At 37.2% G+C, this 26,204-nt stretch carries 20 protein-coding genes, 1 other RNA gene and 1 pseudogene; 8 read left to right on the top strand and 14 right to left on the bottom strand.

Annotation, left to right across the window (positions count from 1 at the left end):
• The 9 genes and pseudogenes from RHTP_RS08710 to RHTP_RS08675 form a co-directional block, all read right to left on the bottom strand.
• Positions 1-297: pseudogene (locus RHTP_RS08710) on the bottom strand (hypothetical protein); the annotation flags it as partial.
• 20 nt (positions 298-317) lie between these two features.
• Complete coding sequence (locus tag RHTP_RS08920; protein WP_212742877.1) at positions 318-467, bottom strand: hypothetical protein; 150 nt, start codon at positions 465-467, stop codon at positions 318-320.
• Between the two features lie 54 nt (positions 468-521).
• The gene (locus tag RHTP_RS08705) at positions 522-1,037 is read right to left on the bottom strand and encodes a hypothetical protein (protein WP_138107730.1); all 516 of its coding nucleotides are present in this window, start codon (positions 1,035-1,037) and stop codon (positions 522-524) included.
• A complete protein-coding gene (locus tag RHTP_RS08700) occupies positions 1,034-1,717 on the bottom strand; it encodes a hypothetical protein (protein ID WP_138107729.1) in 684 nt (227 codons plus the stop codon). The genes RHTP_RS08705 and RHTP_RS08700 overlap by 4 nt, the downstream gene beginning before the upstream one ends.
• Positions 1,683-2,234 (bottom strand): hypothetical protein, encoded by a 552-nt coding sequence (locus RHTP_RS08695; protein ID WP_138107728.1) that lies wholly within the window; start codon positions 2,232-2,234, stop codon positions 1,683-1,685. The genes RHTP_RS08700 and RHTP_RS08695 overlap by 35 nt, the downstream gene beginning before the upstream one ends.
• Entirely contained in the window at positions 2,231-10,591 is an 8,361-nt protein-coding gene (locus RHTP_RS08690) for a DUF6531 domain-containing protein (protein ID WP_171005794.1), read from the bottom strand. Before RHTP_RS08690 ends, RHTP_RS08695 begins: the two co-directional genes overlap by 4 nt.
• 169 nt (positions 10,592-10,760) lie before the next feature.
• Entirely contained in the window at positions 10,761-11,627 is an 867-nt protein-coding gene (gene xerA / locus RHTP_RS08685; protein ID WP_138107726.1) for a site-specific tyrosine recombinase/integron integrase, read from the bottom strand.
• Between the two features lie 41 nt (positions 11,628-11,668).
• The gene (locus tag RHTP_RS08680) at positions 11,669-12,907 is read right to left on the bottom strand and encodes a hypothetical protein (protein WP_138107725.1); all 1,239 of its coding nucleotides are present in this window, start codon (positions 12,905-12,907) and stop codon (positions 11,669-11,671) included.
• A gap of 100 nt (positions 12,908-13,007) precedes the next feature.
• The gene (locus tag RHTP_RS08675; protein ID WP_138107724.1) at positions 13,008-14,798 is read right to left on the bottom strand and encodes a YrzE family protein; all 1,791 of its coding nucleotides are present in this window, start codon (positions 14,796-14,798) and stop codon (positions 13,008-13,010) included.
• Between the two features lie 279 nt (positions 14,799-15,077).
• Here RHTP_RS08675 and RHTP_RS08670 point away from each other — a divergent pair, with 279 nt between their 5' ends.
• The 4 genes from RHTP_RS08670 to RHTP_RS08655 are packed head-to-tail and all read left to right on the top strand — an operon-like array spanning position 15,078 to position 18,548.
• A complete protein-coding gene (locus RHTP_RS08670) occupies positions 15,078-15,722 on the top strand; it encodes a CT253 family lipoprotein (RefSeq protein WP_138107723.1) in 645 nt (214 codons plus the stop codon).
• Positions 15,723-15,734: 12 nt separating this feature from the next.
• Positions 15,735-16,607 (top strand): CPBP family intramembrane glutamic endopeptidase, encoded by an 873-nt coding sequence (locus tag RHTP_RS08665; protein WP_138107722.1) that lies wholly within the window; start codon positions 15,735-15,737, stop codon positions 16,605-16,607.
• 31 nt (positions 16,608-16,638) lie between these two features.
• On the top strand, positions 16,639-17,418 hold the full coding sequence (locus tag RHTP_RS08660) for a protein phosphatase 2C domain-containing protein (protein WP_138107721.1): 780 nt from the start codon (positions 16,639-16,641) through the stop codon (positions 17,416-17,418).
• A complete protein-coding gene (locus RHTP_RS08655) occupies positions 17,415-18,548 on the top strand; it encodes a cysteine desulfurase family protein (protein ID WP_138107720.1) in 1,134 nt (377 codons plus the stop codon). Before RHTP_RS08660 ends, RHTP_RS08655 begins: the two co-directional genes overlap by 4 nt.
• Here RHTP_RS08655 and RHTP_RS08650 read toward each other — a convergent pair.
• From RHTP_RS08650 to dcd, 4 genes are read right to left on the bottom strand one after another with little or no spacing between them, the layout of a single operon-like run.
• Positions 18,545-19,783, bottom strand: a complete 1,239-nt coding sequence (locus RHTP_RS08650) for a hemolysin family protein (RefSeq protein ID WP_138107719.1) — start codon at positions 19,781-19,783, stop codon at positions 18,545-18,547. The genes RHTP_RS08655 and RHTP_RS08650 overlap by 4 nt on opposite strands.
• Positions 19,783-21,054 carry a hemolysin family protein gene (locus RHTP_RS08645; RefSeq protein WP_138107718.1) on the bottom strand — a complete coding sequence of 424 codons (1,272 nt, stop codon included), beginning with the start codon at positions 21,052-21,054 and terminating at the stop codon, positions 19,783-19,785. Before RHTP_RS08645 ends, RHTP_RS08650 begins: the two co-directional genes overlap by 1 nt.
• Entirely contained in the window at positions 21,047-21,370 is a 324-nt protein-coding gene (locus tag RHTP_RS08640) for a hypothetical protein (RefSeq protein WP_244609552.1), read from the bottom strand. Before RHTP_RS08640 ends, RHTP_RS08645 begins: the two co-directional genes overlap by 8 nt.
• 60 nt (positions 21,371-21,430) lie before the next feature.
• Positions 21,431-21,997, bottom strand: coding sequence for a dCTP deaminase (gene dcd / locus RHTP_RS08635; RefSeq protein ID WP_138107717.1), 567 nt, complete (start codon positions 21,995-21,997; stop codon positions 21,431-21,433).
• A gap of 130 nt (positions 21,998-22,127) precedes the next feature.
• Here dcd and ruvB point away from each other — a divergent pair, with 130 nt between their 5' ends.
• The 4 genes from ruvB to ffs all read left to right on the top strand — a co-directional run bounded on the left by ruvB (position 22,128) and on the right by ffs (position 25,080).
• Entirely contained in the window at positions 22,128-23,126 is a 999-nt protein-coding gene (ruvB, locus tag RHTP_RS08630) for a Holliday junction branch migration DNA helicase RuvB (protein ID WP_171005793.1), read from the top strand.
• A gap of 12 nt (positions 23,127-23,138) precedes the next feature.
• A complete protein-coding gene (locus RHTP_RS08625) occupies positions 23,139-24,305 on the top strand; it encodes a SpoIID/LytB domain-containing protein (protein WP_138107716.1) in 1,167 nt (388 codons plus the stop codon).
• Between the two features lie 79 nt (positions 24,306-24,384).
• On the top strand, positions 24,385-24,801 hold the full coding sequence (locus tag RHTP_RS08620; protein WP_138107715.1) for a hypothetical protein: 417 nt from the start codon (positions 24,385-24,387) through the stop codon (positions 24,799-24,801).
• Between the two features lie 181 nt (positions 24,802-24,982).
• Positions 24,983-25,080: signal recognition particle sRNA small type (gene ffs, locus RHTP_RS08615), an RNA gene on the top strand.
• 4 nt (positions 25,081-25,084) lie between these two features.
• Here the strand turns inward: ffs and RHTP_RS08610 are convergent.
• Complete coding sequence (locus RHTP_RS08610) at positions 25,085-25,984, bottom strand: hypothetical protein (RefSeq protein ID WP_138107714.1); 900 nt, start codon at positions 25,982-25,984, stop codon at positions 25,085-25,087.
• Positions 25,985-26,204: the final 220 nt, after the last annotated feature.

The following is a 26,204-nucleotide window of genomic DNA, read 5'->3' as shown; positions in this document are numbered from 1 at the left end:
CTGTCGAGAATATTCTTCTAAGCCTCGAATGTAATAACTAAGGACTCCATTAATAGCAGAAATATAATAAATTTTTTCAGGTGGAAGTCTATGTCTATCTGGCTTATAAATCCAAATGTGTATTTCCACATTCTGAGCAGTAAAAGGAACTTCATGAAGATAAGGTTTTATTTCCTCATTGCTATTAATATCCAATAAATATTCACTGACTGCATAGACAACTAGCTCTCTAGCTTCTTTAAGATCTACCTCCTGATAAAAATGAAAACTCATTGCCATCATCTGTATATCATTCATCATTCCTCCACCTGTTCCTATCAGGTAAAGATTTTTTTTCCTTTTAATTTCTGTGCTGTCTTTTCTGTAATATCATCTGCTATTTTTTCGTAATCTGGCAATGAATACCAAGAAGAAGAGCAACCAAAAAGAAAAGAGAACATCACCCCACAAGTAAAAAACAACTTCACTTTTTACCTCCATAATTTTTAACGTAATCTACGATATGGCGTTCTAAAGGATCTTTAAAAGATAGATTGCAAAGCTTCTTCATAGGTTTCTTTACAAATGGCCTGTCGAGAATATTCTTCTAAGCCTCGAATGTAATAACTAAGGACTCCATTAATAGCAGAAATATAATAAATTTTTTCAGGTGGAAGTCTATGTCTATCTGGCTTATAAATCCAAATGTGTATTTCCACATTCTGAGCAGTAAAAGGATATTCATGAAGATAAGGTCTTATTTCCTCATTGTTATTAATATCCAATAAATATTCATTGGCAGCATAGACAACTAGCTCTCTAGCCTTTTTAAGATCTACCTCCTGATAAAAATGAAAACTCATGTGCATTGCTTGGATATCATTCATCATTCTTCCACCTGTTCCTATCAGGTAAAGATTTTTTTTTCCTTTTAATTTCTGTGCTGTCTTTTCTGTAATATCATCTGCTATTTTTTCATAATCGGGCAACGGATGCCAAAAAGAAGAACAACCAAAAAGAAAAGAGAACATCATCCCACAAGTAAAAATCAATTTCATCTTTTTCCTCCATAATTCTCTAGATAGTTATTTATGTGGTCTTGAATTGTACCTTTAAAAGTAGGACTTAAAAACTCATGATCCCAGTCCTTTGCATCGGGATGCGGTTCTAATACATGTAACTCATTGCCATACCTTCTCTTTCCATCAAAATCAAGATGAGTAACAAAGTCTCGTCTGCTAATATAGTTATCCGATTGAAAGCACAATCTTCTAGGAATAATGACAGCAGGAGCAATTGCTAGAGCAATGATTTGTTGTCGTACTGATTCTGGAGATGTCAAAAGTGCATTTTTAAGATGGATAGCTCCTCCACTGTGGCAGATTTCTAAGAACTTCGCTTGAGGTCCATGGGAGGCAATGAGATGCTTCCACTTGTTCTTTAAAAGTTGAACCGGTGGTGTATGAAATCCGATATGTCCTGCTGCACATTCAAAGACATCGATTACTGGGAAATTCGTCGCATTATGGGTGCCATAAATTTTGGCTCCTTGAGCATACTGGCTTAATTGTTGTGCGCTTGCTACGGCTTGAGATAGATTGTTATTGATTCCATTAGTAAACCCTATTGCACCGTTAAAAGGAGTGTAACGGGTTTGTAGTCTTCTTCCTAAAGCATCGTAAGATGCTTCCCTGGTAAATGCTTTATCTGTGACTTTTAGTAGTCTTCCCCATTTCATTGTTAACCAACTTTAATGCTTCTTCGTAAGTTTCCTCGTGAATAGCTTGATAGGGATTAGAGTCTCGAATATGATATTCAAGTACACCATTAATAGATGCGATATAATAAATTTTTTCAGGTGGAAGTCTAGATCTATCTGGCTTATAAATAAAAATTCTTATCTCTACATTCTGAGCAGTAAAAGGATATTCATGAAGATAAGGTCTTATTTCCTCATTGTTATTAATGTCCAATAAATATTCATTGACTGCATAGACAACTAGCTCTCTAGCTTCTTTAAGATCTACCTCCTGATAAAAATGAAAACTCATGTGCATTGCTTGGATATCATTCATCATTCTTCCACCTGTTCCTATCAGGTAAAGATTTTTTTTTTCTTTTAATTTCTGTGCCGTCTTTTCTGTAATATCATCTGCTATTTTTTCATAATCGGGCAACGGATGCCAAAAAGAAGAACAACCAAAAAGAAAAGACAATGTAGCTAGTAGCACTCCACAAGTAAAAATCAATTTCATATTTTTCCTCCATAATTTTTAACGTAATCTACGATGTGGCGTTCTAAAGTATCTTTAAAAGTAGGACTCAAAAACTCATGATCCCAAAATTTATTCGCATCGGGATGCGGTTCTAATACATGTAACTCATTGCCATATCTTCTCTTTCCATCAAAATCAAGATGAGTAACAAAGTCTCGTCTGCTAATATAGTTATCCGATTGAAAACACAATCTTCTAGGAATAATGACAGAAGGTGCAATCGCTAAAGCAATGATCTGTTGTCGAACCGATTCTGGAGATGTCAAAAGTGCATTTTTAAGATGATCTGCTCCTCCACTGTGGCAGATTTCTAAGAACTTAGCTTGAGGTCCATGGGAGGCAATGAGATGCTTCCACTTGTTCTTTAAAAGTTGAACCGGTGGTGTATGAAATCCGATATGTCCTGCTGCACATTCAAAGACATCGATTACTGGGAAATTCGTCGCATTATGGGTGCCATAAATTTTGGCTCCTTGAGCATACTGGCTTAATTGTTGTGCGCTTAGCCTAGCTTGCATTTTATTATTATTAATCCCATTGATAAACCCTATAGCACCTGTAGACAGGTTAAAAGAGCCAACTTCAAAGGGACTGGAGCGTGTAAGACCGATATTTGCACAGACAGCAAAAACACCATTCATTACAGTCATTCCAGGCTGACAAGGATACAGAAGAGGTTTTACTGTTTGATATGCCTGTGATGCAAAGCGTCCATCAGGATCGATATAGTTAATGGGGTCTCCATTAGCATAGGTGTAAAGATCCAGACAAAGGGGATAGGAAATGGGATCTGGGCTTAAGAACCTCCCGCTGGTGGCATCGTAATATCTCTCTCCCATCCAGATCAGATTAGTGGGATCTGGGCTTTTGCTATGCCAGGTTAGTGATTGGGCATAGGAAAGTAGATCTGAGGGAATGGAAAAATCTGTAGGTCCATAGGCTGAGGGGAAGTTTTCTGTGTAGCGAGTTTGTTGTTCGGTAACTACCCCAGCGAGTTGTCCTAGAGCGTTGTGGATCAGGAAAACAGCTTCTGATTCATCACTGATAGCATCGCAGGAGTTGGGTCCATAGATTTTCCAGAAGGTCTTGTCTTGGCATTTGACTCCGATTTCTTGAAATTCTTCTTCGGGATCGTATAGTGAGGTTGTTGTGAGGGTAGCACTTTTGTAGGGAGTGTAACGGGTTTGTAGTCTTCTTCCTAAAGCATCGTAAGATGCTTCCCAGGTAAATGCTTTATCGGTGACTTTGAGGAGTCTTCCCCATGGATCCCATTCAAATTGTCTTTCGTTATGAGAGGTAACTTGTCCCATCGGGTTATAAGTAGTTATGAGGGATTTTTTGTTACTTATTTCGGTTGTAATTTTACCGAAGGCATCTAGTCCATTTTGAGGAACGTGCCAGTTTGGAGCTGTTGTGCGAAGTCCTGTACCTGTTTGTGCAAAATCAAATGCATATTCTTCTGTTCCTGTAGACTCTAAGTATCCTTGAGCATTATAGGTAAATTGTTTTTGTTGCTGAGGTGCTAAATAGGTGAAAAGCTTTCCTGAAGGGTACCAATCTAATGATTCTTGATAAGAGCTGTCTGGTAGTTGTGTATAAATGCTTTTGGGAAGAGCGGAAGAGTTATAATCAATGCTAGTAGTCATCAGTCGATTGTTTTTACTGATTAGAGCTGAGCTTAAGTCATAGGTATAGGTAAGATCGATGTTTTGTGTGGAGACTTGGATCAGTTGGTTATTTTGGTAAGTAAAATCGCGTTGGTGTTCATCTGTCTTTAAAGTTCTACTAGAGGGTCTCCATTTTTGATGGGTTTGCTGAATGAGGGTAGAATTAAGAAAAAGGGCTTCTAAGATGAGGCGGCCGTCAGAATCATAAGAACGCTCAATTAAGGAGTGTTCGTTATTTGGTGTATATATCCAGCTAGAAAGCCACGAGGAATCTCTTAGTTGTTCTGCAGAGGTAAGATATCCGCGTGGATCGTAGGTATACTTGCGGTGCCATCCAGCGACATCGTTCTGGACAAGTCTGCCATGAGAGTCATAAAGGTAGGTGTGAGTGCGCTGCAGGGGGTCTTTGGTTTTTTTGAGATAGCCATTTTCGTAGGTAAATTCCCAGCGTTGGGAGGATTGTCTGTCTGCTTGGATTTCTTCAGTACATTTTCTATTCATCGAGTCGTAGGAAGCTTTCCAAACGACTAGGTTAGGGAGGTGATATTCGATGAGATTGGACTCAAGATCATAGACATACTTAAAACAGCTTCCATCGGGTAATTCTTTTTGGGTTATGCGAGAGAGTCCGTCAAATGTTTGACGGGTGACTCTTCCATCTGCATCGATGGAGGCTATGCAGTTTCCACAAATGTCATATTTATAAGTAGTGATGATGCTTCCTTTTTGAACTTTGATAGGAAGGCCAAGAGCATTTATCCAAGTAGTAGTAACTTCTTCTCCTTGCACTAGTTCTTGTTGGTCGGTTTCAGGATCGTAATGGAAGCTAGAGCTTGCGATGAGGATTCCCTGGAGACTGGTAACTTTAGACTCTATAATACGGCCTGCTTCGTAACGTTTAGTTATTTGTTCTTTGCTAGGCAGCGTGCAGATAACGGTATCTCCTTGGTAATTCCAGGTGGTTTGTTCACCACTGGGAGTGGTTTCTGTTTTTAGGCGATTAAGAGCGTCATAGGTTTTTTTGTGAACATATCCGGCAGTATCTGTGAATCGGATAAGGTTGCCTCTTGCATCGAATTCCTGGATCTCTGTGGCTTTTGTTTCTAGATGAGTGCGTATGGTTTTATGGTCATCGTATTTGATTCCCCATGAGATGCCTTTTTTTGTTTCGAGGATAGGACGTCCAAAAAAATCGTAGGTGATACAGCTTTTAGTGCCATCTGGATAGCTTTCTTCTTTTAAGAGTCCATTGGTTGTATATTGGCGTGTTGTTTGTGCTCCAGAAGGAGTTGTAATGGTTTCAAGGAGTCCACCAGGCTCGTAAGAGAAAAAAGTGGAAAGTCCTTCTTTTGTTTCGCATGTGACTTTTCCCAAAGCATCATAATCACGGTAGGTACAATAGCCTCGAGAATCTACCTCTTCAATCAGATAGCCTCTAGGATCATATTCGTAAAGGGTATAGGCAATCTCATGTAAATTTTGTCTTGTAGCTTTAAGAAGACCCGCAGCATGATAGTCGAGATAAAGGGTGTTTTTGGAGTTGGCTGTTTGTTTCCAAATGGGATCATTGTTAAGGTTGTAGCCTATATAGGTTGCGGAAAGCAAGGAACCGGAAGAAGAAAGGGTCAGTGATTCGATTGCATTTCCCATGATGTCGTAATTGTTCTCTTGGATTCCCTCTACAGAAATTGTTTGTATACACTGCCCTTGATTGTTGTAAAAGTAAATTGTATTAATATCTGGATCATTTGTTCCTGTGATTTGGGTTTTTTGATAGGGAAAACCGTGGGTTTCATATTTCCAAAGGGTTATAGCGCCAGAGTGGTCTTCTTTTTCTATTTGGCCAAGAGTGTTGTACTCTAAATCGACATAAGAGAGCAAAATGTTCGCCTGATATTTTTCGATTCTTTTAATTAAATAAGGGAAAAGCGTATCGTAAGAGATTAGGGTTTTTTGGTCTAAAACTTCTTCTTGTATGCAGAGGTTTTGGGCATTATAGATGAGCTTTTTAACAAGTGATGATTCTTTGTTTCCTGTTAAATCATCTCCTTTAAACCCAATTTCTTCCACGTTGCCTCTATTATCGTAAAAGTAATATGTGGTAAGCCCTCGTTTATCTGTTGAGGTTTTTAAACTTCTTGGAGCGCTTCCTGGTTGATTGAATTCGATAATTTGCTCCGTTTCAGGATCAAACCATGAGTGCTTATCTATAAACCAAGATTGAAGGGTTTGATAGCCTAGAGGATCTGTAACTTTATAAATCTGCTTTTGGAAAATCTTATAGGTGGTGGTTCCTCCGCTTGCATCTGTGGCGGTTGTGATACCATCTTGATAAGTAAATATTGCAGTTGTGATCATTTGCTGCTGGATGCCCATAGGCGATCGTTGTTCTTTGACTCTTCCTTCCTCATCGTAGATATTTTCTAAGACTTTTCCATGGGGCCGTGTCTCACGAATGATACGATGAAATCTATCATATTCATAACAAATAGCAGCTGTATTGGGAAGGACAACTTTGATAAGATCTCCTTGTGAATTATACTCATAAGAGACTCTTCTTCCGTCTTTGGCATAGATCTCAGAGATCTTGCCTTCATGGTTATAATGCAATCCGCAAAAATCCCCATTGGAGCTTTCTATGCGTGATAGGCGGTTTTCGTTATAGGAAAATGTGAGGGTGTTGCCTCTGGTATTGATCCATTTTTTAAGAAGACTTGCTTCAAAAAACCGTTTGGATCCATCTGATCCATAAAGAACGTCATTTTCAATATAGGCATGAAAAGGATTGGCATAGCCTCCTATCCCCTTTTGATTAAAGTTGCAAAGATCTGGATTGTCTTCTGGAAATACTTCCCATCTAGAGGTTTCTTTATTGAAGCTATAAGCGATGATAGTACCATCTGATTCAGCAGCATACAATTTGCCTTCTTGCTCAATGAGGAAAGGGTTTATGTTTAACTTCCATCCACATCCAAAATCTCCAAGCAGAGGATTTTGACTGTTATAGTTGCGTCGTATTTCTATGGGAAAGGCTCCTGGTAAAGAAAGATCAACTTCATCAACGTAAAAGGCCCCGGTGACTACATCGACAGGATCACCAACGGCATTCCAGAAAGATTTATGCTCTAGCCTGACATCTGGGATCCATTTTGTTGTGCCTGGAGATGAAAGAATGGGAGAAATGAGCCCTGTTCCTTGAAAAGGTACTTGTAATGTATAGCTGTTACTGATGGGAACAAGCTGCCAATCTCTAATGGCAGAAGGAGTAAAATAGCTAGGTGGCAAGGGAGAGCCTAATCCTCCATGAAGTAAGAAATTGTTGTGAGAGATCAAAGCATATTGCGTATAAGGGTATAGGATAAGGGTTCCTATTTCTTTATAGGTACCATCTTGACTTAGGGTAATACCTGGAGTCATATAAGCATAAGCCCAATTGCTATAAAATGTGTCAGAATTGAAAAGGGTTTTAATAGCATGCCATTGTCCAGGAGATGTGGCTTTTATATCGCGGAGATTTACCTCTTTTAAATGAGAAAAATAAAGACTTTGGGCAGCTTCTGGTAATTTATCTGCTATTTCAAAAATGGAGGGAGTAAAACTTAAGAATCCTTCTTTTGTCTTTCCTTTTTTCTGCTGCTGCTGATGGGCAAGCTGCAAAAGCTTAACAGTAGAAATGGGATAAGGGTCTTTAAAAACCTCACGTAAAATCTGATGCTCGTTCGAAGAAGAATCAACGATTTTAAGGGCTTCAAATTGCATTCTTGCCGTGTGGGTCTCTTGATTCCAGATATGGGGATGAAGATTAAAGATTGCTTGAGAATTCATGCAAAACATATCAACTTGAGGCATCATCAAGTCTTGCTCTGCATTATCGGATGATAACTTTACAAGCCCAAAAGTAAATACGGTTGTAGGATTGACTTTGTGAAGAGCTGCTAGGAGCTCTTCTGCTCGAGCGCATTTTTCAAAATAGGAGGCACCTACAAAGGACAGAAGAGCATGTAGACGTTTTCTCTCTGCTTTTTCTGAGGAAAATTGCTGGTGAAATTGCAGTGTCTTCTTTGGGCTTACGCTTCCAGAATGAAAACAAAGAGCTGCGGTTGTGCCTTTAGCCATAGAAAGACTTTGAATAGCATGATTACCATCAGATCCTATAGGAATAGTATAACTGATTTTAACATTGATTTGATGATCTGTTGGATCTAGATCCAAAAAGCGCTCCTCAGACTCCCCTATTAGCTGCACATGGAGACGATGATTATTGGCTTCCTTAAGTGAAAACCAAAGGGTAATGGTAGAACAGTTCAAGCTTGCAAGAGACAGAGTCTGTGATAAGTATTTCTGTGGATTGCTCTGAGAAAAGATTTCTACTACAACAGAGGCAAAGAGCTCTGGTCTGTTATCTAAAAAATCAAAAATTTGATACTTTCCCTTAATTTTGGGACGTGGGAAATCACTCCACGAAGCAAATTGTTTTTTAAATAAAGTGCGATGGATACCCATATCGGCTAAAGAAAGTCCCTGTTTTCTAAGCTCTTCTTCAACAAAGCGGGAAAAAAGCACAGCGGCCGTGTCATCTTTATCAGGCCCAATATGCTTTAAAATTCTTTCATCACTTTTCAAATAGCGTAAAATCCAGCGATCCGCGCTTGCATATTCTTCTGGCATGAAATTGTACAAATCATAGCCTTCGCTAATCTGTGTTTCTTTCATCCAAGGAAAGAGGGAAACGACTTCTTTTCCATCAGAAAAAATAACCCATGGATATTGAAGAAGGGCTTCTTGCTGCTCATTGGAAAGTCTTGTAAAAAGCATTTTCTCAACAAATGCTTTAGGAAGAGGGTAAGGATCTCCCATAACATAGCTTGCTTGGTATCCTGCTTTTCGTAAAAGGTAGACAAGAAGTTGGCATTGTTCCCAAGCAGAGCCTGCTTGCTCTAGATAGGTCATATAAGGGTTTCTCTGAATGCCGGGGGCTTGAAGAATTCCATTTTCTTCTCGTAAAAAGGGATCTACAAGAGCTATTTCATGATAGACATATTGAGCTAGCAACAAAGGGTCCCCTTTGAGATCTTCTACAAGTTGATCAAGGACTGGAAAAGAGAGAGAATCTATCTGTTGCTTACTAACTTCACTTTTATCAATAGTTAAAGAAGGGTGGGTTTTTCCAATAGGTCTATCTGCATTTGGCGGAGATGGCTTGAGAAGAGCTCCTAATTGCCAAGGAGGAGGCTCTAAAAGATTGCATTCATAAAGAGGTTCTTCTTCATCTAAAGAGATAGATAACTGGTAGCCAGAATGAGAGCTTTTTTGTGCAATAATTAGGGAAAAATTGCAATGGGGATCGCAGATAAAGTTTAGACGCAAGTCGATTCCAAATTCACTCTTTAGCTTTGTCTCTGGAATGAAAACCAGTCCATCTGTTGTGAGGTAACGCTCCCAACTCATGGTATTTTTAAGAGGAAGGGTTATTTTCTCTTCATAGAGAACTTCCCCTTTTTTGCAGACTTTAACAAGCAGATGAGAAACGGGTGTATTACTTTGCACTAAAAAACGATAAAATTGTTCTGTATAGAGAGTAAATTTCTTCTTCTTTCCTGTCTGCCCATCCAAAGCAATAGCAAAGGGTCGAGATGCATTCTGCAATGTTTGATGGAGAACACTAGGTTTTAAGCTTACATTGTTCTTAAAGAAAATCTCTCTTCTCTTGTCTTCTTTTGCTCTAAATTCTTCCGTTGATAGCAGGGGAGCGCTTTCTGTTAAGCGACTGCTATCGGCCTCTTTCTCAAAAAGGGCAATACAGTTTTTTAGCTGTGAAAGCTCTTCTTGAAAAAGATGCTCTTCGTCGTTTAAACCGCTCTCTATGAGCTGCTCTAAAATGGGCACCGCTTGTTTTTGTAATTCGTAAGAGCTGCGCTTTAGTCCTTTTTCTTCAAAAAGCCTGCTGTCTTCTTTAAGGGTTGACACTTGATTTTTTAAGGCTATTTTTTGAGCAATGACAGATGCAGGCCACTGGGCCGCTTCTTTTTTATGTTTATCAGCCATCTGCTGATAGGTTTGCACAACCTGCTTTAAAGTATCTTTATCTGCCTCATAAGAAAAAGACTCAATAAGAGTAAGGGCTTCTTCTGCAATCATTGCAGCTTGCTCGTAGAGCTGAGCTGCCTCATTAAGAGATGCAACCACTGTATCGATATTATTCAGGTTTCTTGGACAATCTTGACTTTTGGTATTTGCAAGAGCTGCTTTTTGTCCACTCTCTTGGTAGAGAACATGAGCTTTGTTTATAGCACTATTTGAGCGAATTTGATGAATAGCCGTTTGTATGTGATCGATTTCAGCGTTGATGTTGTCTTTATTTTGCTTACATGCTTTTTTTAACTGAACACGCCACTTCTCTTTTCTCTCTGATTTAGATCGAGTTGCCATATCTTTTAAAATATAGTCATACCGCTCTCTAGCTCGTCTACAACAGGCCATAGCTTCATCTAGAATATAAATGCCAGATTCTTTATCTTTTGACTCAAGTCTTTTGAAATCTTCGATCAGTTCATTATGTCGATTCCATTCAAAAAACCCTTTATTATAGACCTTTGTGCATTTTTCTTGATTGCTTTTTGCATAAATAAGGGTAGGAACCAGGAATAGTAGTAGAAAGAAATATCTCATGAAGACTCTAGGGGAGTTACTTCTAAAAGGCGCAGTAACTATATCTTTTAGATCAATCTGAGGCATTATTCCCACTTCTTTACAATCTGAAGGGGCAAATCATACGCAAAATAAATTTACATTAAAGAAGAAAGTTTAAATATCTATAAAAAATCTCTAAAAGAAAGCTTCAAGGCCTTGGATGATAACTCTGAAAGGCTTCTATGACATGCTTATTGCTCAAGTGTGTATAACGGTCTGTTGTTGCAATGCTACTATGCCCTAACAATTCTTGAATAACACGCAAATCAGCCCCATTTTCTAATAGATGAGTAGCAAAAGAATGCCGCAGTGTATGTGGTGAAATAGACTTGGTAATCCCTATTTGCTTTGCATAGGCTTTTAGTTGTTTCCAAATAGAGAAGCGATCAATTCTTTTTTGTTTTGTATTGATAAACAATGCTTCTATCTTTGCATTAGATGGGCGGTAATGGAGCAAATAATAATCTACAGCTTCTAAAGCTGAGCTAGCAACAGGAACGATTCTTTCTTTTTTCCCTTTTCCTATTACACGAATCGTGTGATCGGAGAAATCTTGTATATTTAGCCCACAAATCTCTGAAACACGTAAACCCGAAGCGTATATAACCTGCAGGATTGCTCGATCTCTTGCACCTATCTCGGTATTAAGATCTGGGGCTAATAAGAGTTTTTCTACCTCTGTAAAAGTCAAAATATCGGGTATCAGCTGCCATATTTTAGGCCCGTCAATCGATAACCCAATCTCGTTTTTAATCAACTCCTCTCTATATAAAAAACGTAAAAAAATCTTTACGCTAACCAGCATCCTGCAAACAGAACTACTAGCATATCCTTTTAATTGCAGTTTATGTGCAAAGGCTAATACATCTTCTTCTGTAATTTGCTGTAGACTACTCTGCTTTAAAACCTGAAAGAATCCCTTTAGATCACTAGCATAAGCTTGAAGAGTATGCTGAGAAAGGCCTTTCTCAGAAGAGAGATAACAAAGAAAATCTTGTAGAGCTTGCTGTAACATAGCCACCTTTTACATGACTAGCAATAGAAAAACAAGTCTCGTTAGGCAATTTTTGGCTGATTTTCCAAACGTGAAGAAACATAACAAATAAGTGACAGCCAAATAGCAGCTAAAAGAATGGCTGCGCATTTGACAAAGATGTGTTCTGTTAAAGCATATAGAGCAGTTGAAGTGATAATTCCTACACAGCCTGTAGCAACGAGAACTAGACGATCGTAGAGCCCCTCTTTATTATTTTGCAATGACTGGTATAAGTCATATGCTCCAAGTGCAGAGAAAGCTGCTGTGGGAATTAAGCTTAAAACGGTAGATAAAGTAACAAATGCAGCTCCCGGCATAAAAGAAATAGCAAGTCCTAAAAGTCCAATACTCCCGAGTCCTATTCCCAAATAATTAAACATGATATTTTTATAAGCGGCTTCTTGTACTTTTTTTATTGTAGAACTCATATTAGTGTCGTCCATCTTTTTAATGAGTTCTATACAATTTCTATTAGTCATGCGCTTCATATGAGCTGCTTTATCTGCTTTATTAGTTTCTATTTTAGAAATTCTCCTAGAGAAACGATGCGTTACATATGTGTCTATATTTTTGTAATAAGGCTTTTTAGAGTTTGTAATATCCTCTATCGATTTTTTAGCATACCTTTCTTGAAGCTTTATCTTTAGATCTTCTTGCTGCGGTTTAGATAGACTTATTTGTTCTTGTAGAAACTTTGCAATGGCTTCTTCTTTTTCTTGAGGAGATACATGTTGCAGCTCGCTTAGTCTCCTATCTAATTCTTGTTGAAAACCACGCTGTTCATGCAACTTCATTGATGTAAGCAACAACATAAGAAACACAGCTGAATTACTAAGCACGGTAGTTGTTTTGCTAAGAATTCCTGATGCGATAATAACGGTTTTGAAAGAAGCAATGCTGCTAGATAAACTTAAACCTAAGCTCGAAAAGTATAAAACACCAGACAAGAATTGCATGGCGCTACGAACTTGCTTTACCTCATTTGCTCTTTGACCAGCTATATCATTAATGTCAGCAGAGTTTTTGATATTTACACCTGCTAAATAGAAGTTATTTCCCGCTGAAACAAAGCTTAAGCATTTTACAAAGCTTAAAACAGGAGAATCCTCTCTAGGCAATATCCTTTTACATTGCATAGCTAAATTACCAAGCACAGCTAAAGTGTTTAAAGCTAAATCACTAAAGTTATTACGGTTCTTATAGGGATCAGCTGGTAAAACAAACTGCTTAAGTGTTTCTAATGTTATTAAATGGCTCATATAATTTACCTTTTTATAACTAAACTATAACACAAAATCAAATAAAAACCTATTAAACAAAGGATATTAATAATAAATTAATATTAAGAATATATTAAAATTAACTGTTTCGTTCTAAACGCTTCGCAGAAGATAAAGGTTTTGCTAAGATTTTTTGAGAAATATTACTTACTTCGCGCAGCTGACTTAAGCCGTTATTTTTTCTATGCACAACATACTTAAGATCTTTTTCATATTGCTCTTTTACCTGCGAATTTTTTAAAACCCGGTTTAAATCAGTTTCTAAATCGTTTAAAAGCTTTTCCTTTTTTGAACCTTTTTTAATTAAAGAGCGTGTGCTTTTGGCTTCTTCATATACACTTTGAATCTCTAAAGCTAGTTTACGGTCTTCTTTTGAACCTGAGATCAACCACTGATTCCAAAAATGTTTTGAGGTCTTTTTAAGAGCCGAAACTTTATTTCCTAGGGAACAATTACTAGGAAAATCTTGCTGCGCATAGTGCTGACGAATGGCCATGCGTAAATCTTTAGGTAGCTTTTTAAATAAATTATGCACGTCTTGATCCCATTGTTTCTTATTGGAAAGAAAGTCCTGAAATATCTCTAAAGAAGGGTGGTCTTTTTTCCAAAGAACATCTTTTTGAGTCAATAGGTAGTAATAATATCCTAGAAATCCTTCGCCAAGAGCACCTATACCTAAAGAGATTCCTAATTGGACAAAGGATAAACCAAAGCCTAGTGTTATTCCCGTGAGCGCAATTAAAGATATTCCAAGCAGTATGGCGATTGTAATAACCATCCCCTTGTCATATTTACCACAAGAAGTATCTGATAGGTTTTTTTTAGCAAGGTATGCTTTGGATCCTATTGATAGGGTTGTGATTAAAAAAGATAAGGCAGAAAGCGCAATACCAATACCAAGTGGCAAAGTTAGCACTCCAACCACAGATAGAATAGCACCTAGTAAGTTAATGATGAGAAGAGCTGTGTGAACCTTTTTTGTTTTAGTATTTTCTACACGCACACGTCCTATTAATTCTTGCAACTCTTTTTTAGCATTTTCTTGTACTTTAGAATCTCCATTATTGACTCTTTCTAATAACCCTCTTCTATAAGCCTTATCAACTGCTTGGGCAACAGGAAGACTCGCTGTCTCTTTAAGCTGCACCCATTGACGCGTCTTAACCTTATGTTGGTCAATCAGAAGACCCAGCGCTTCTAAAGGAGTAAATTCCCAATAGTCTTTATCATTTAGACCTAATAATTCATGAACTTCATTTGAGCCATCTTGTACTTGCAAAATTTGTAAAAGATCATCTAGATCAGAGGACTGTATTTGTGTATTTTTCAGACCTTCTAGTGCAAACTTTTGTGTTTTTTGTTTAAAATGTTGTTTTTTAAGCTCTTGATCTTTAGGGTCTAATGTGCTCCAAGCTGCTTGTAATTGCTCTAAATGACTAGAAATGGGTGTATTTTGAATAAGCGCCTTTAGAGCTAGAGCATCATCTTGTTTAAGAAGATCGCTAAGATTTTGATCTTGAGCTAATTGATAACTATTTTGCACAGCGGCTAAACCATATAAAGCTCCAAATATCAGTGTATTTGTATAATTTAGAACATTATTTGCTGTTGATAGAGAAGAAGAGCTGGTGATTTCTTTGGCTATAGAGGTACATAAGTATCCAGTGAATGTGCTATATCCTACAATTCGGGCCTGTGTATTAACTAAATCTACAGCTTTTTCCAGCCTGCTTGGAGATATTTCACCTTCTTTAGAAGACAGTGCATTTGCAAAGACTTTTAGACAGCCCGAAGCATCAAAGACTTGGGTTTCGTCTTTTTTCAGTAAAAGAGCTGGGTTTTGTACAAAAATATCCTTTGGGATAGCCATAGCTTTATACTCTATAATTAATTCTGCTTCTATTTTATCAAAAAAATATTAAGATTAATTAAATAACAATATTTAAACAGTTAAAAACAATTGATTTAATTAAAGAATTAGTTAATTTGCAAAAATAAATATTTGTTTAGAATAATTTGATTGAATAGTTAAGTCTATCTCTAGAGGCCAAGAACCTATACATTTCTGAAAAATCTGGAGTAGTGCTTTCTAAAAAGCAAAGAAATTTGCTATGTTAGTTTTTTAAGAAGCTTTTTGGAGATATCTATTATGCCACGAGCACTTTTTCTTGTTTTAGCCCTTGTTACAGGTTGTAATTTGAACCTAATTCCTCTAGAAGATCATAAACAACAAACACAAGCAGCCCTAAAGCCTGTTGTTGCAATTGCTCCTGTCATTGATAGTACAGAAGAAGATAGTATTTGGAGCCTGTCTGATGAATTCACTTATTGCATTAATCACCAACTTGCGCAAAAAAACCATCTTTCTTTAATGGATCTTGACAAAACTCTCGTTTTAAGCCAAAACCCTTTTGGACAAGATGTTAGCTGGATTAAAAAGGTATTTTCCCATCATGGGTTTGTAGTGTTTCTCGAACTGGTAGAACATAACGAAGTAGCAAGGCAAGATGATAAAAAAACCATTGATTCTAAAAAGTGCTCTGCTGAGCTTTTAATGACCATGCGTGTGCGTGTTTTTGATTTGCGAAAAGATGAGCCTAAAGTAGTTTTGCAGGAGTTAGTACATGAATCTCATTTCATTCCTAGACCCTTTACACGCAGTAATTTTCAACAAGAAAAATGGGGCCATGAAATGTTTATAATCTCTCCAATGGGACTTGCACATTCACAATTTATCAAACACATCTGTAATCGTCTTGAAGACTATGTTCTTTTAGCAGCTCATAACGATTAAAAAGGGCTATTGATGTTAACTTCTTCCATAAGCGGCGACTATTTGACAGCGATCCTGTTATTTGGAACCATTGGATTATTTACCCTATTTATTGCTAAGTCACGTGGATTTTTTCATGATCGATCTCATACAAATGTTCCTTTTTCTTTAGCACAGCTTTTAGGCGTTTTTGCAGTCTATTTATGTATGACCCTCTTAGGACTACCGATTTTAATTACTTTATCCAAGCTTATCTATCCACTAATAGAACCAGAAACCCCCTTTCCTCTGTTTATATTAAGTTGGCTACAACTTTTTATCATAACAGTTACCTTCTTCTTAATTAGAGCTGTTTTATCTAGCCAAAATAAAACTATTTGGAGGCATATTTGGAAAAAGCCAAGTTGCAGCCAATCTTTAGCGCAAGATATAGGAATGGGGATATTAACATGGATAATTAGTTTTCCCGTTGTTATTGCGGTTGGCCAGCTATTTGACTTTATCCTTTATCTTTTTTTTCACTTAGAAACCTATGAACAAGTAGCTGTACGTTACCTAAAAAAATCTATCTACTCACCTTCTCAACTTATACCCGCTTTGATTATGATCACACTTGCTGCTCCCATTATTGAAGAGCTGCTTTTTCGAGGATGCTTACAATCTTATTTAAAAAGATATATGAAAAAAAGCTTGGCAATTGTCTTTTCTTCTATTTGTTTTTCTGCATTTCATTTTTCATTTAGTCAAGGAATTGGCAATGTCTCTTTGCTACTCTCTTTATTTGCATTTGCTCTTTTCCTAGGTTTTATCTATGAACGCCAAGGTTCTTTGTTTGCATCGATTAGCCTACATATGACTTTAAACATAGTAAGCGTGGCTCGTATCCTTCTATCCCCTGCAGAATAAAAAAAATATTATCGATTTAAAGGAACAAAGTATGATATGTACCAGAAAAGAAAGAGAGGATCGAGAAAAAATGGCAGCTACTCGCCGTGATGTTCAGAGCTTTGGTATTTCTGATATAGGGCTTTCACGCGCCAATAATGAAGATGCATGGAAAGAAATTCCAGAAAAGCATTTTTATGCTTTAGCAGATGGAATGGGTGGTCATAATGCAGGCGAAATAGCCTCTTATACCGCAGTGGAAAGCGTTTGTTCATCCATTCAAGAACTGCCTAGTATAGAATCAATCCAAGAGCTTTTAAAGCATATGAAAAAAGCTGTCTATCAAGCTAATAAAACAGTCTTACAAAAAGCAAAACAAGCTAAAGAATATAAAGGAATGGGAACTACTCTTTGCTGTTTTATGTTATTTGATGATTACTTGGTCTATGCTCATGTAGGAGACAGCCGGTTGTATCGCATACGCAACCGCATTGAACAATTAACCAAAGATCATAAAATTCGCCATATTCAATGGGGGCAACCATCTGATGGCTCTAAACATACGCGCCCTTTGCTATTCCGCAATGTAATTACACGCGCTATAGGCACTCATATAGAAGTAGAACCAGATGTAGGAAGTTATAGCATACAACCAGGTGATACCTACCTTTTATGTAGCGATGGACTTTCTAATTTAGTCAATGATGAGGCAATGCACAGCATCTTAAAACTTCCCTGCTCTTTGGAGGTAAAAGGAAATCAGCTATTACAAAAAGCTTTAAAAAATGGAGGACATGACAATATCACTTTATTGTTAGTAAATATTCTATGATTAGCACTGCTATTTACCTAGACAATAATGCAACTACTCCACTTGCACAAGAATCTTTAGATGCTCTCATCAAAGAGAGCACAGCACCTGTAGGAAATCCTTCTTCTGTCCATCGCTTTGGGCAAGCGGCTAAAAAAAGGTTACAAGGTTATAGAGATACCATTGCCACTTACCTCGCGGTTGCCTCCGACCAGATTGTATTCACATCAGGCGGCACAGAATCCATGAATCTTTTGATCCACGGCATGTTAGAAAATAAGCTAAATGCACACGTCATCACTTCTGATGTAGAACACGCTTGTATTTATAACAACTTGACCATGTTGCAAAAAAGAGGTACTTGTGTGTCTTTTTTACAAGCTGGATTGCATGGTAGTGTCCATCCAGACCAAATTGAAAAAGCAATCCTTCCTTCAACACGCATGATTATCCTCTCAGCTGTAAATAGTGAAACAGGAGTAAAAACCGACATAGATGCGATTGCTCAAATAGCAAAAAAAAACGACATTGCTTTCATAGTTGATGCAGTAGCTCTTCTAGGGAAAGAAACCTTTTCTATTCCTAGCGGTGTTTCGGCTATGGGGTTTTCTGGGCACAAATTACATGCCCCTAAGGGAATAGGTTGTGTTTTTATACGTCCAGAGTTAGAACTATACCCTTTTATTATAGGAGGAAGCCAAGAATCCAATCGACGCTCTGGCACACAAAACTTAAGCGGAATTGCAGCAATGGCAGCTGCAGTAGAGTGCTTATACGAACAGTTACCTTCTGCTACAGAAAAAATGACTGAGCTAAGAGATCAACTAGAAGCTTACCTTATAGAACAAGCAGCTCCTGTCATCATTAATGGCTCTGGGAAGAGAATCTGCAATACAAGCAATCTTTGCTTTCCTGGCGTTCAAGGAGAAGATCTGATCATTGCACTAGATATGAGGGGTATTGCAGTAAGTCATGGGTCTGCTTGTTCATCTGGAGCCTTAGAGCCTTCTCGCATTCTTGTAAATATGGGCATTTCCCACCCATTTGCTCGATCTTCTATTCGGATTTCCCTATCTCGCATGACTACAGAAGAAGAGATCAAATCAGCAAGTTCACTTATTGCTAAAACAATTAAAGACCTTCGTTCTTAAGAAATGGTTTTTACCAATACGGTTTTAATGGCCAAGAAAGAAATCTCTTCTACAATCAATTCAAAGCGATCAATCCGCACACTATCTCCTTGCGAAGGATTGTGGTTTAACGCTTTCACTACTATCTCTCCTAAGGTTTCTGCATTCTGATAGGAAAGGTGCACACCAAATTGTTTATTAAATTCATCAAGACGCATTTGAGCAGGAAAGCTGCGATCTAAAACCACATGAAAAGCATTAGGTAAAATATCAGAAAAAGACTCCCAAATAGAAGATTTTCCAAAGATTTCATGTACAATGGCATCTAAAGTTAAAACTCCTCTAGCTAGACCTTTGCGATCTAGTACAATGGCTAAGCTCTGGTTATTATGACGAAATTGTTTTAAAATATCTAAAATCGATGTAGTTTGAGCAATAAACCAAGGGGATCTTGCGTACTCTTTTACCCGTTTATTTTCAGGAATGCGAAGCAAATCTCTTAAGTAAGCAACCGCAATAATATTTTGTGGATGCCGGTGATAGATAGGTACAAAGACGATTTGTTTGCCTTCTATAAAACGACGCAGCTCTTTTACCGTACAAAAAGCTGGAACAAGCGGTATTTGCGTTAAAGGCTGAGTGATATCTTTAGCTATTTTTGCTTTTAAAGAAAAAATATTTGCTACAATCGTATTTAACTCTTGTTTATTGGAATGATCAGAAGGGCTTTCCCTTTCTTCAATAGCATTTTGTAGCTCTTCACGAGAAAGATAGGCTGTAGAAGAGATAGGATTCCCAATTAAATGATTAATCCATCTACAAAGTAGATCTAAGATAAAGATGATAGGACGCAACAATAAAGAGAAGAAGTATAAAAAAGGCACTCCAAATAACACCATATGCTCTGCATAACGCCTACCTAAGGACATAGGGGTAATCTCTGCAAAAATCAGAACAAGAATGATTTGCGATAGAGGAGCAAAATCAGGGCTTAAACCAATAGAATCGTAAAAACGACGCGAGCACTCCGAGCCAAAAAACAAAGCGGTATTTACTCCAATAAGTGTTGTTCCAAATAAAAGAGCGGGGTGATTTAGCAAATAATTTAACCAAAGAGCACTTTTTTTCTTCTTACTCACATAGTATTGCAAGCGTACTTTATTAAAAGAAACGCAAGCCATTTCCGTCATAGAAAAAAAACCTTGTACAACTAAAGAAAGAAGAGTAAAGCAAAGAAAAGCTTTCCAAGATTGCATTAAGAGCTTCCTTTTGAAGAAGATATCTTTAATTGCCTTACGTATATACGACGTACACGTTTATGATCTGAGGCTAATACATGAAATAAAAAGCCATGGGCTGTGTGTTTAAACCCCGCTTTTGGGATGTCTCCTATTTGCTCTGTTAACCACCCCCCTAGAGTAATCATATTATTCATACTCGGCAGAGCTATCCCAAAAATCTTTTCAAACTCAGAGAGTTCTAGTTTGCCACTTGCAATAATAATCCCCTTGCCAGATGAAGTGTAATCCGCTTTTTCATCTCGTGCATCTGCAATCTCTCCAACAACTGTTTCTACTAAATCCTCTAAAGCAATTAAACCCGATACAGACCCATACTCATCAACTACTAAAGCTAAAAGCTCTTGCCTATCAAGCATTTGCCTTAAAAGTATAGGAGCTGAAGTCATTTCAGGAACAAAAAATGGTTTTTGTAAAATAGCTATCATATCTTTTGGTTGCTGTAGTTTTTCCTTATGTAAAAAATAGATTTGGCTGGTCATAATGCCAATCACAGAATCGAGGTTCTTTTGACAAACAGGAACTCGCGAACATTGCTGGTCCACAAACATACGCACAAGCTTTGCCAAGGGCTCTTCTAAATCAAAGAACAGGATGTCCGCCCTTGGTCTCATCAATTCTTTGACCTGAGATTCACTTAATTGCAAATAGCCTTGTATAAGTTCTGCTTCTTCTTCATTTAGCACTCCTAATTGACGAGATGCCTTTAAAGCATATTCTAATTCATCAACTGAGATATCAGGCTCTTTTTTCAAGAAAAAAAACAATAATCTCATCAAAAATTGCGTAATAGCTACTAAAACTTTTCTAACCGGCAAAAAAAAGTTTTGCAGTCGATAGATATAAGGAGCTACCCGATAAGAAATCACATCATTATTAGCAAGACCTATCGATTTAGGGATCATTTCACCAAATACCAAAGTCAATACAAGTGGCAGGCCAATATGTAAAATCCATGCAGAAAAAGCCCCAAATAAACTAGATATTACATTTTGAAATAAAATATTGGTAATTACATTCAATACCAGAATTGTAATGATTAAATCACGAGGGGAAGAGAGCAGATGAGCAACTAACTGTTTACGCCGATCTAGATCTGCTCTAAAGACCTTGACCTTCATTGAAGATAAAGAAAATAATGCCACTTCTGAGCAGGAAAAAAAAGCAGAAGAGAGAAGAAGCAAAACCAATAGAAAAACAGCAAAGGCTAATCCCAAAGAATCACTCATCTCTTGTAAAATAGACTTTTAATTGCCCCTCAGGAACTAACCCTAAGCCCTTCATCAATGTTAACTCAATCCATGCTGGGTCCCTTTGAGAGTTAATTTGCAACTTTAAATCTTCTTTTTCTTCCAGTAAAAATTTTTCCTCAGATTGAAGAGCGTATAATTGACATTTAAGCACCTCTAATACCTGCTTTTTTTTTTTCATGGCACGTAAATACATAAAGCAACAGCACAGCATACACAATAATACCCATCCATATTGAAAAAAAGCATTTTTTCTAAGAATGGGTTTATGGGTTTTATTCTTAAGTGATCGCATATAAATAGCAAAAGTCCTCTAAAATTTAATACTTAGAGTATCTGTTCTTTTTTTTCTACTTTAAGCCACAGGCAAGGTAATCCCTTTCTGTTTCATATATTTCCCATCCCGATCTCTATAAGAGACTAAGCACTCTTCTGAGCTTTGATAAAATAAAACCTGAGCTAACCCTTCATTTGCATAAATTTTGGCAGGAAGAGGTGTAGTATTAGAAATCTCTAAAGTCACATATCCTTCCCATTCAGGCTCAAAAGGCGTTACATTCACAATAATGCCGCAGCGCGCATAAGTAGACTTGCCCACACAAACCGCAAGTACATTTCTTGGGATCCGAAATTTCTCTACGCTACGAGCAAGCGCAAAAGAATTAGGAGGGATCATACATTCTTCTGCTTCTATAGGAACAAAAGAATCTTCGCTAAAGTTTTTTGGGTCTACGATACAGTTATATATATTTGTAAAAATTTTAAATTGCCTGGCCACTCTTAAATCATAGCCATAGCTTGAAAGCCCAAAACTAATCACTTTTTTTCCTTCTACATAGCGCACTTGCTCTTTTACAAAAGGATCGATCATTTCATGTTCTTCTGCCATGTAACGAATCCAACGATCTGATTGTAGAGTCATATTGATTTTCTCTCCTTGAGTTTGAGGTTATAGACTAATAAATTTACTCTTCTTAAAAGAGATAGGTATAGCGTGTGAATTCGATTTCTTGCTAGAGTTTTCATTAGTTACTGATCACAAGGTTCAAATTATGCCCGATAGCTTTACCCATTCATCTTGGAATAAAAAGGATGATTCTGCTGAGATTCCATTAAGACCGCAAGCCTTATCGGAATTTGTGGGACAAGATACAATCGTTAAACGTCTAGAAGTATCTATCTTAGCAGCTAAGCAAAGAAATGAACCTCTTGGGCATTGCCTTTTTCACGGCCCTCCTGGCTTAGGCAAAACCACCTTAGGAACTATTTTATCCAAAGCCATGCAAACAGACCTTGTACTTACCTCAGGCCCTTCCATTGAAAAAGCAGGTGATTTAGCAGGTATTTTAACAAATCTAAAAGAGGGCGATATTTTATTTATTGATGAAATTCATCGGTTAAATAGAGCAATTGAAGAGTACCTTTATGCTGCTATGGAGGATTTTTTTCTGGATTTAATGATTGATTCTGGCCCTGCTGCTCGCAGCATTCAAGTAAAACTTAATCGCTTTACTCTAGTAGGAGCTACTACCCGTGTTGGGCTTTTAAGCAGCCCTATGCGCTCTCGTTTCACTCTAAACTTCAGACTAAATTATTATTGTTTTACATTCTTAGAGAAAATTATTATGCGTACAGGACAAATTTTAGGAATATCTCTTACAAAAGAAGCTTGTTTATCCATTGCAAGACGCGCAAGAGGAACACCTAGAATTGCTAATAACCTCTTAAAATGGGTTCGTGATTTTGCACAAATTAAAGGTTTTAGCAAAATTGATGAGTCTCTTGCAAATGAGGCATTAAATATGTTAGAAATTGACGAACTAGGCTTAGATGAGATGGATAAAAAAATCCTGTCTACTTTAATTGATTATTACCAAGGAGGACCTGTTGGTATTAGTACAATAGCTGCAGCTCTTTCTGAAGAAATTCACACCCTAGAGGAAGTATATGAGCCTTATTTAATTACTCAAGGACTTTTAAAGCGCACGCCAAGAGGTCGAGAAGCTACCACGTTGGCTTATGAACATCTTAAAATTCCTTTTAAAACTTGATGGAGATCTTGTATGAAGCTACTGCTTACTTTTGTAACACTTTCATTAACGACTCATAGCTTATGCTATAGTAAAGAAGCGTCTGTAAATACACAGACCCTAAGTGATATCTCTAAGAAATACAAACCTCAAACGATTAAAATCTTACTTCATAAAGACCTACCCCTAGCTTTTTTGGAGGCTAAAGGCCGCTATTTCGTTTATAATCCTCAAAATGATTTCCTACTTGCAAGTGGCATTTATTCTAAAAAACAACCCGTTCTCTCTCAAGGAGCAGGACTAAAATGGGGAGAGCTCTTTCCTGGAATTTCTCAAATTCGCCTTGTTCCAGCAGATCCTCAAAGCAGCATATTGGTTAATGGGATTGAATATAAAGGCTGCGTAGAAATATATGATATAAAAGGCAAACTTCATATTATTAATGAGATTGATATTGAAAATTACCTAAAATGTGTACTTTCTTTTCAAACCTTTTCTGAGGTAGATGAAGAAGTCATGGATGCCCTAGCCATTATTGCACGAACTAAAGCCTATTATTTAGCAAATAAAGATCCTCTCTTGCATTGGCATGTTACTAGCTCAGAAATTGATTACCAAGGTAGCTCTCTTACTTGTCAAAACCCTCACATTCCGGCTTGTATCTTTCGCACACGCAATATGATTCTTACCTATCAATCAGCCCCATTTGAAGCTTCTTGGACAGAAGATAGTGCAGGAAAAACGGCTTCTTTCTCTAGCATTTTTCGTAAAAACGTCACCACTCCCTCAGGAGTTGATTCCCCTATTGCATCCGCACAAAGAGAGAATCACAATTGGTCTTTTACCATCTCAAAACAACAACTAGCACGTCTACTAGATGTTAAAAATATACAAGCATTAGATCTTTATCAAGATGCAGACTCGCATAAGGTTTATGCTATTCGTTACAAAGATGACAATGAGCTAAAACAGATGGACTTCTTTACCCTACAGAAAAAATTAGGTACAAAGCTCAAAAGCAATGACTTTACCATTGATGTAGATGAAAAAACAGTACACTTTACAGGTCACGGAAAAGGACACGGCGTTGGATTATGTCTATTTAGCGCTATCTGTATGGCAAAAAATGCAAAAAAAACCCCTGAGATTTTAAGTCATTTTTTTCCTAATACCAAGTTAGAACACGTGGAAAGACTCTAAAGAACTTCCAAAGCATCAAGAGCAAAGGATAGAGTAATCATTGCTATTCATATTCCTGGAAAAATGGGGACTTATTGTTATGATGGACGCCCTTATATTCGATACGGACCCTATGCCCCGCGGAGAATATGAGAAGCGTATTTTAAATAAATTTCATGCTCATCGCCGGTGGGAAAACGAATTAGCTCCTAAGTGGGTATCAGCCAAAGATCTAGACGAGGAAGAGATTCAAGCGACTCTTCAAAATGCCGTAAAATTAGGACGAATGAAAAATCCTACTTACACTGATTCAGAATCTATTCTCCGTGGATTAGGTCTTTTTGATGATGGACACCTTATTAATGCTGCTATTGCATTATATGGCAAAAGTGAAAAGCTTTTTTCAAGTTACCCTCAGTTAGCTCTTAGACTTGCTCGTTTTAGAGGCTCAGATCGATTAACTGGTTTCATGGATAATCTTGATTATTGGGGCATAAGCATATTTCTGGAGGATTGAAAAAAGCAATTTGTAACCTACTTGAAAAGGGAATAATTACTTATACCATTCCTGAAAAATTTAATAGCAGACTGCAGAAATACAAATTGAAGAAAAACTAGAAGAATAGGTCCTTTTTTTTCTCATATATAACATTTTTAAAGTTGCTCAGAATTTCAACTTAATGCTACGATGCTTCTTGCCGGGGATCTTTTGGAACTGCAGAGTCTGAACTAGGTCAGAACTGGAAAGTAGCAGCCTTAAGGAATTTCTGTTGTGCTAGAAATTAATCTCCGGCATTTATTTAAAAAGTAAAAGCCATCCCACCAGATACAGCTTGAAAGATCGTCTTACTGTCATGATGTATGCAACTTCTTCTCTGAGATATCTGCTCTGGCGCTGTTCCAATACCATATAAAAAGATCATTTGATACCCCACATAAAACTTTATCCATGAAGCTGGAGTCCAGCCTGCTTGCGCAGAAACTTCAGTAAAAAGCCCTGCCCTTACTCGCTCTTTCTTGCTTTGTAGAGACTTTTCCAATCTTAAATTGTTCGCCATACCACCTGCTTTGGCAGCTATGTTCCAATAGGTGACATCTGTTGGATTAGATTGCAAAAGACAGCCTAATTGCAATCCAAACATCTCATTACGCATATTTACAAAATAAGGGTTCACAATAGCATTAGTGATGGATAGAAGCTTTAACTTCTCTTCCAGGCGAAAGTAGTGAAAGCCAAACAAGGTAGCAAAGGAAAAGTAATTTTGTGCTCTTGGAGTTAAATAATACCAATAATTTGCTTCTCCTGCACAAAAAGCCACACGATATTTTTCTCTAACCAGATCAGCTACTGGGAAACTAGCAGCATTTTGCTTTAAAGGTATAAGCAGATCTTGATTGCCAGAAACCGATTTATTAAAACCCCAAGAATTAACATGTAAGTAGTTAAATTCCAAACTGTTGGTGCAGTCAGCTGTATAAATAACCCCTACGCGATAACCCGGTTTAAAATCAAACTTACGCACATTAGACAAAGCACTTGTCTCAGTAGTTGTGTTTCTAACAAGTGTTGTTTTCTCTATGTCATTGCGTTTTAAATAGATATATTCACCGTAAAAGTCTAAATTACTCTCTGCGGAAATAGTAGAGGCATAAGCCAATCCTCCGCAAGCAATACTAATAATCCATTGTTTTCTTTTCATGAGACCCATCTTTTTATAAAAAAATATTTGGTAATATATATCATTTACGCCATATAAACTTAAGCAAAAAAATCCTTTCTTACTGTATTTAATGCACTTACAAGACCTTATAAAGCAAGAAAATGATTCATTCAATTATAAATTAAAAATTTATTAATTTTAAATTAATAAATAAATAATGGTTTTTTTTAAACAAAATAAACAAATACATGATAAAATA

Origin of the sequence: Candidatus Rhabdochlamydia sp. T3358, assembly GCF_901000775.1 — a bacterium.
Classification (GTDB): domain Bacteria; phylum Chlamydiota; class Chlamydiia; order Chlamydiales; family Rhabdochlamydiaceae; genus Rhabdochlamydia.
This window is presented reverse-complemented; position numbering and strand designations above follow the sequence as displayed.

Excerpts from the sequence above, each read along its gene's own strand:
- RHTP_RS08680 (WP_138107725.1), bottom strand. The coding sequence starts at position 12,907 with ATGAGCCATTTAATAACATTAGAAACACTTAAGCAGTTTGTTTTACCA.
- RHTP_RS08665 (WP_138107722.1), top strand. The coding sequence starts at position 15,735 with ATGTTAACTTCTTCCATAAGCGGCGACTATTTGACAGCGATCCTGTTA.
- RHTP_RS08640 (WP_244609552.1), bottom strand. The coding sequence starts at position 21,370 with ATGCGATCACTTAAGAATAAAACCCATAAACCCATTCTTAGAAAAAAT.
- RHTP_RS08625 (WP_138107716.1), top strand. The coding sequence starts at position 23,139 with ATGAAGCTACTGCTTACTTTTGTAACACTTTCATTAACGACTCATAGC.
- RHTP_RS08675 (WP_138107724.1), bottom strand. The coding sequence starts at position 14,798 with ATGGCTATCCCAAAGGATATTTTTGTACAAAACCCAGCTCTTTTACTG.
- RHTP_RS08645 (WP_138107718.1), bottom strand. The coding sequence starts at position 21,054 with ATGAGTGATTCTTTGGGATTAGCCTTTGCTGTTTTTCTATTGGTTTTG.
- RHTP_RS08660 (WP_138107721.1), top strand. The coding sequence starts at position 16,639 with ATGATATGTACCAGAAAAGAAAGAGAGGATCGAGAAAAAATGGCAGCT.
- RHTP_RS08620 (WP_138107715.1), top strand. The coding sequence starts at position 24,385 with ATGATGGACGCCCTTATATTCGATACGGACCCTATGCCCCGCGGAGAA.
- RHTP_RS08705 (WP_138107730.1), bottom strand. The coding sequence starts at position 1,037 with ATGAAATTGATTTTTACTTGTGGGATGATGTTCTCTTTTCTTTTTGGT.
- RHTP_RS08610 (WP_138107714.1), bottom strand. The coding sequence starts at position 25,984 with ATGAAAAGAAAACAATGGATTATTAGTATTGCTTGCGGAGGATTGGCT.
- RHTP_RS08650 (WP_138107719.1), bottom strand. The coding sequence starts at position 19,783 with ATGCAATCTTGGAAAGCTTTTCTTTGCTTTACTCTTCTTTCTTTAGTT.
- RHTP_RS08700 (WP_138107729.1), bottom strand. The coding sequence starts at position 1,717 with ATGAAATGGGGAAGACTACTAAAAGTCACAGATAAAGCATTTACCAGG.
- ruvB (WP_171005793.1), top strand. The coding sequence starts at position 22,128 with ATGCCCGATAGCTTTACCCATTCATCTTGGAATAAAAAGGATGATTCT.
- RHTP_RS08690 (WP_171005794.1), bottom strand. The coding sequence starts at position 10,591 with ATGAGATATTTCTTTCTACTACTATTCCTGGTTCCTACCCTTATTTAT.
- RHTP_RS08670 (WP_138107723.1), top strand. The coding sequence starts at position 15,078 with ATGCCACGAGCACTTTTTCTTGTTTTAGCCCTTGTTACAGGTTGTAAT.
- RHTP_RS08655 (WP_138107720.1), top strand. The coding sequence starts at position 17,415 with ATGATTAGCACTGCTATTTACCTAGACAATAATGCAACTACTCCACTT.
- dcd (WP_138107717.1), bottom strand. The coding sequence starts at position 21,997 with ATGACTCTACAATCAGATCGTTGGATTCGTTACATGGCAGAAGAACAT.
- RHTP_RS08695 (WP_138107728.1), bottom strand. The coding sequence starts at position 2,234 with ATGAAATTGATTTTTACTTGTGGAGTGCTACTAGCTACATTGTCTTTT.
- xerA (WP_138107726.1), bottom strand. The coding sequence starts at position 11,627 with ATGTTACAGCAAGCTCTACAAGATTTTCTTTGTTATCTCTCTTCTGAG.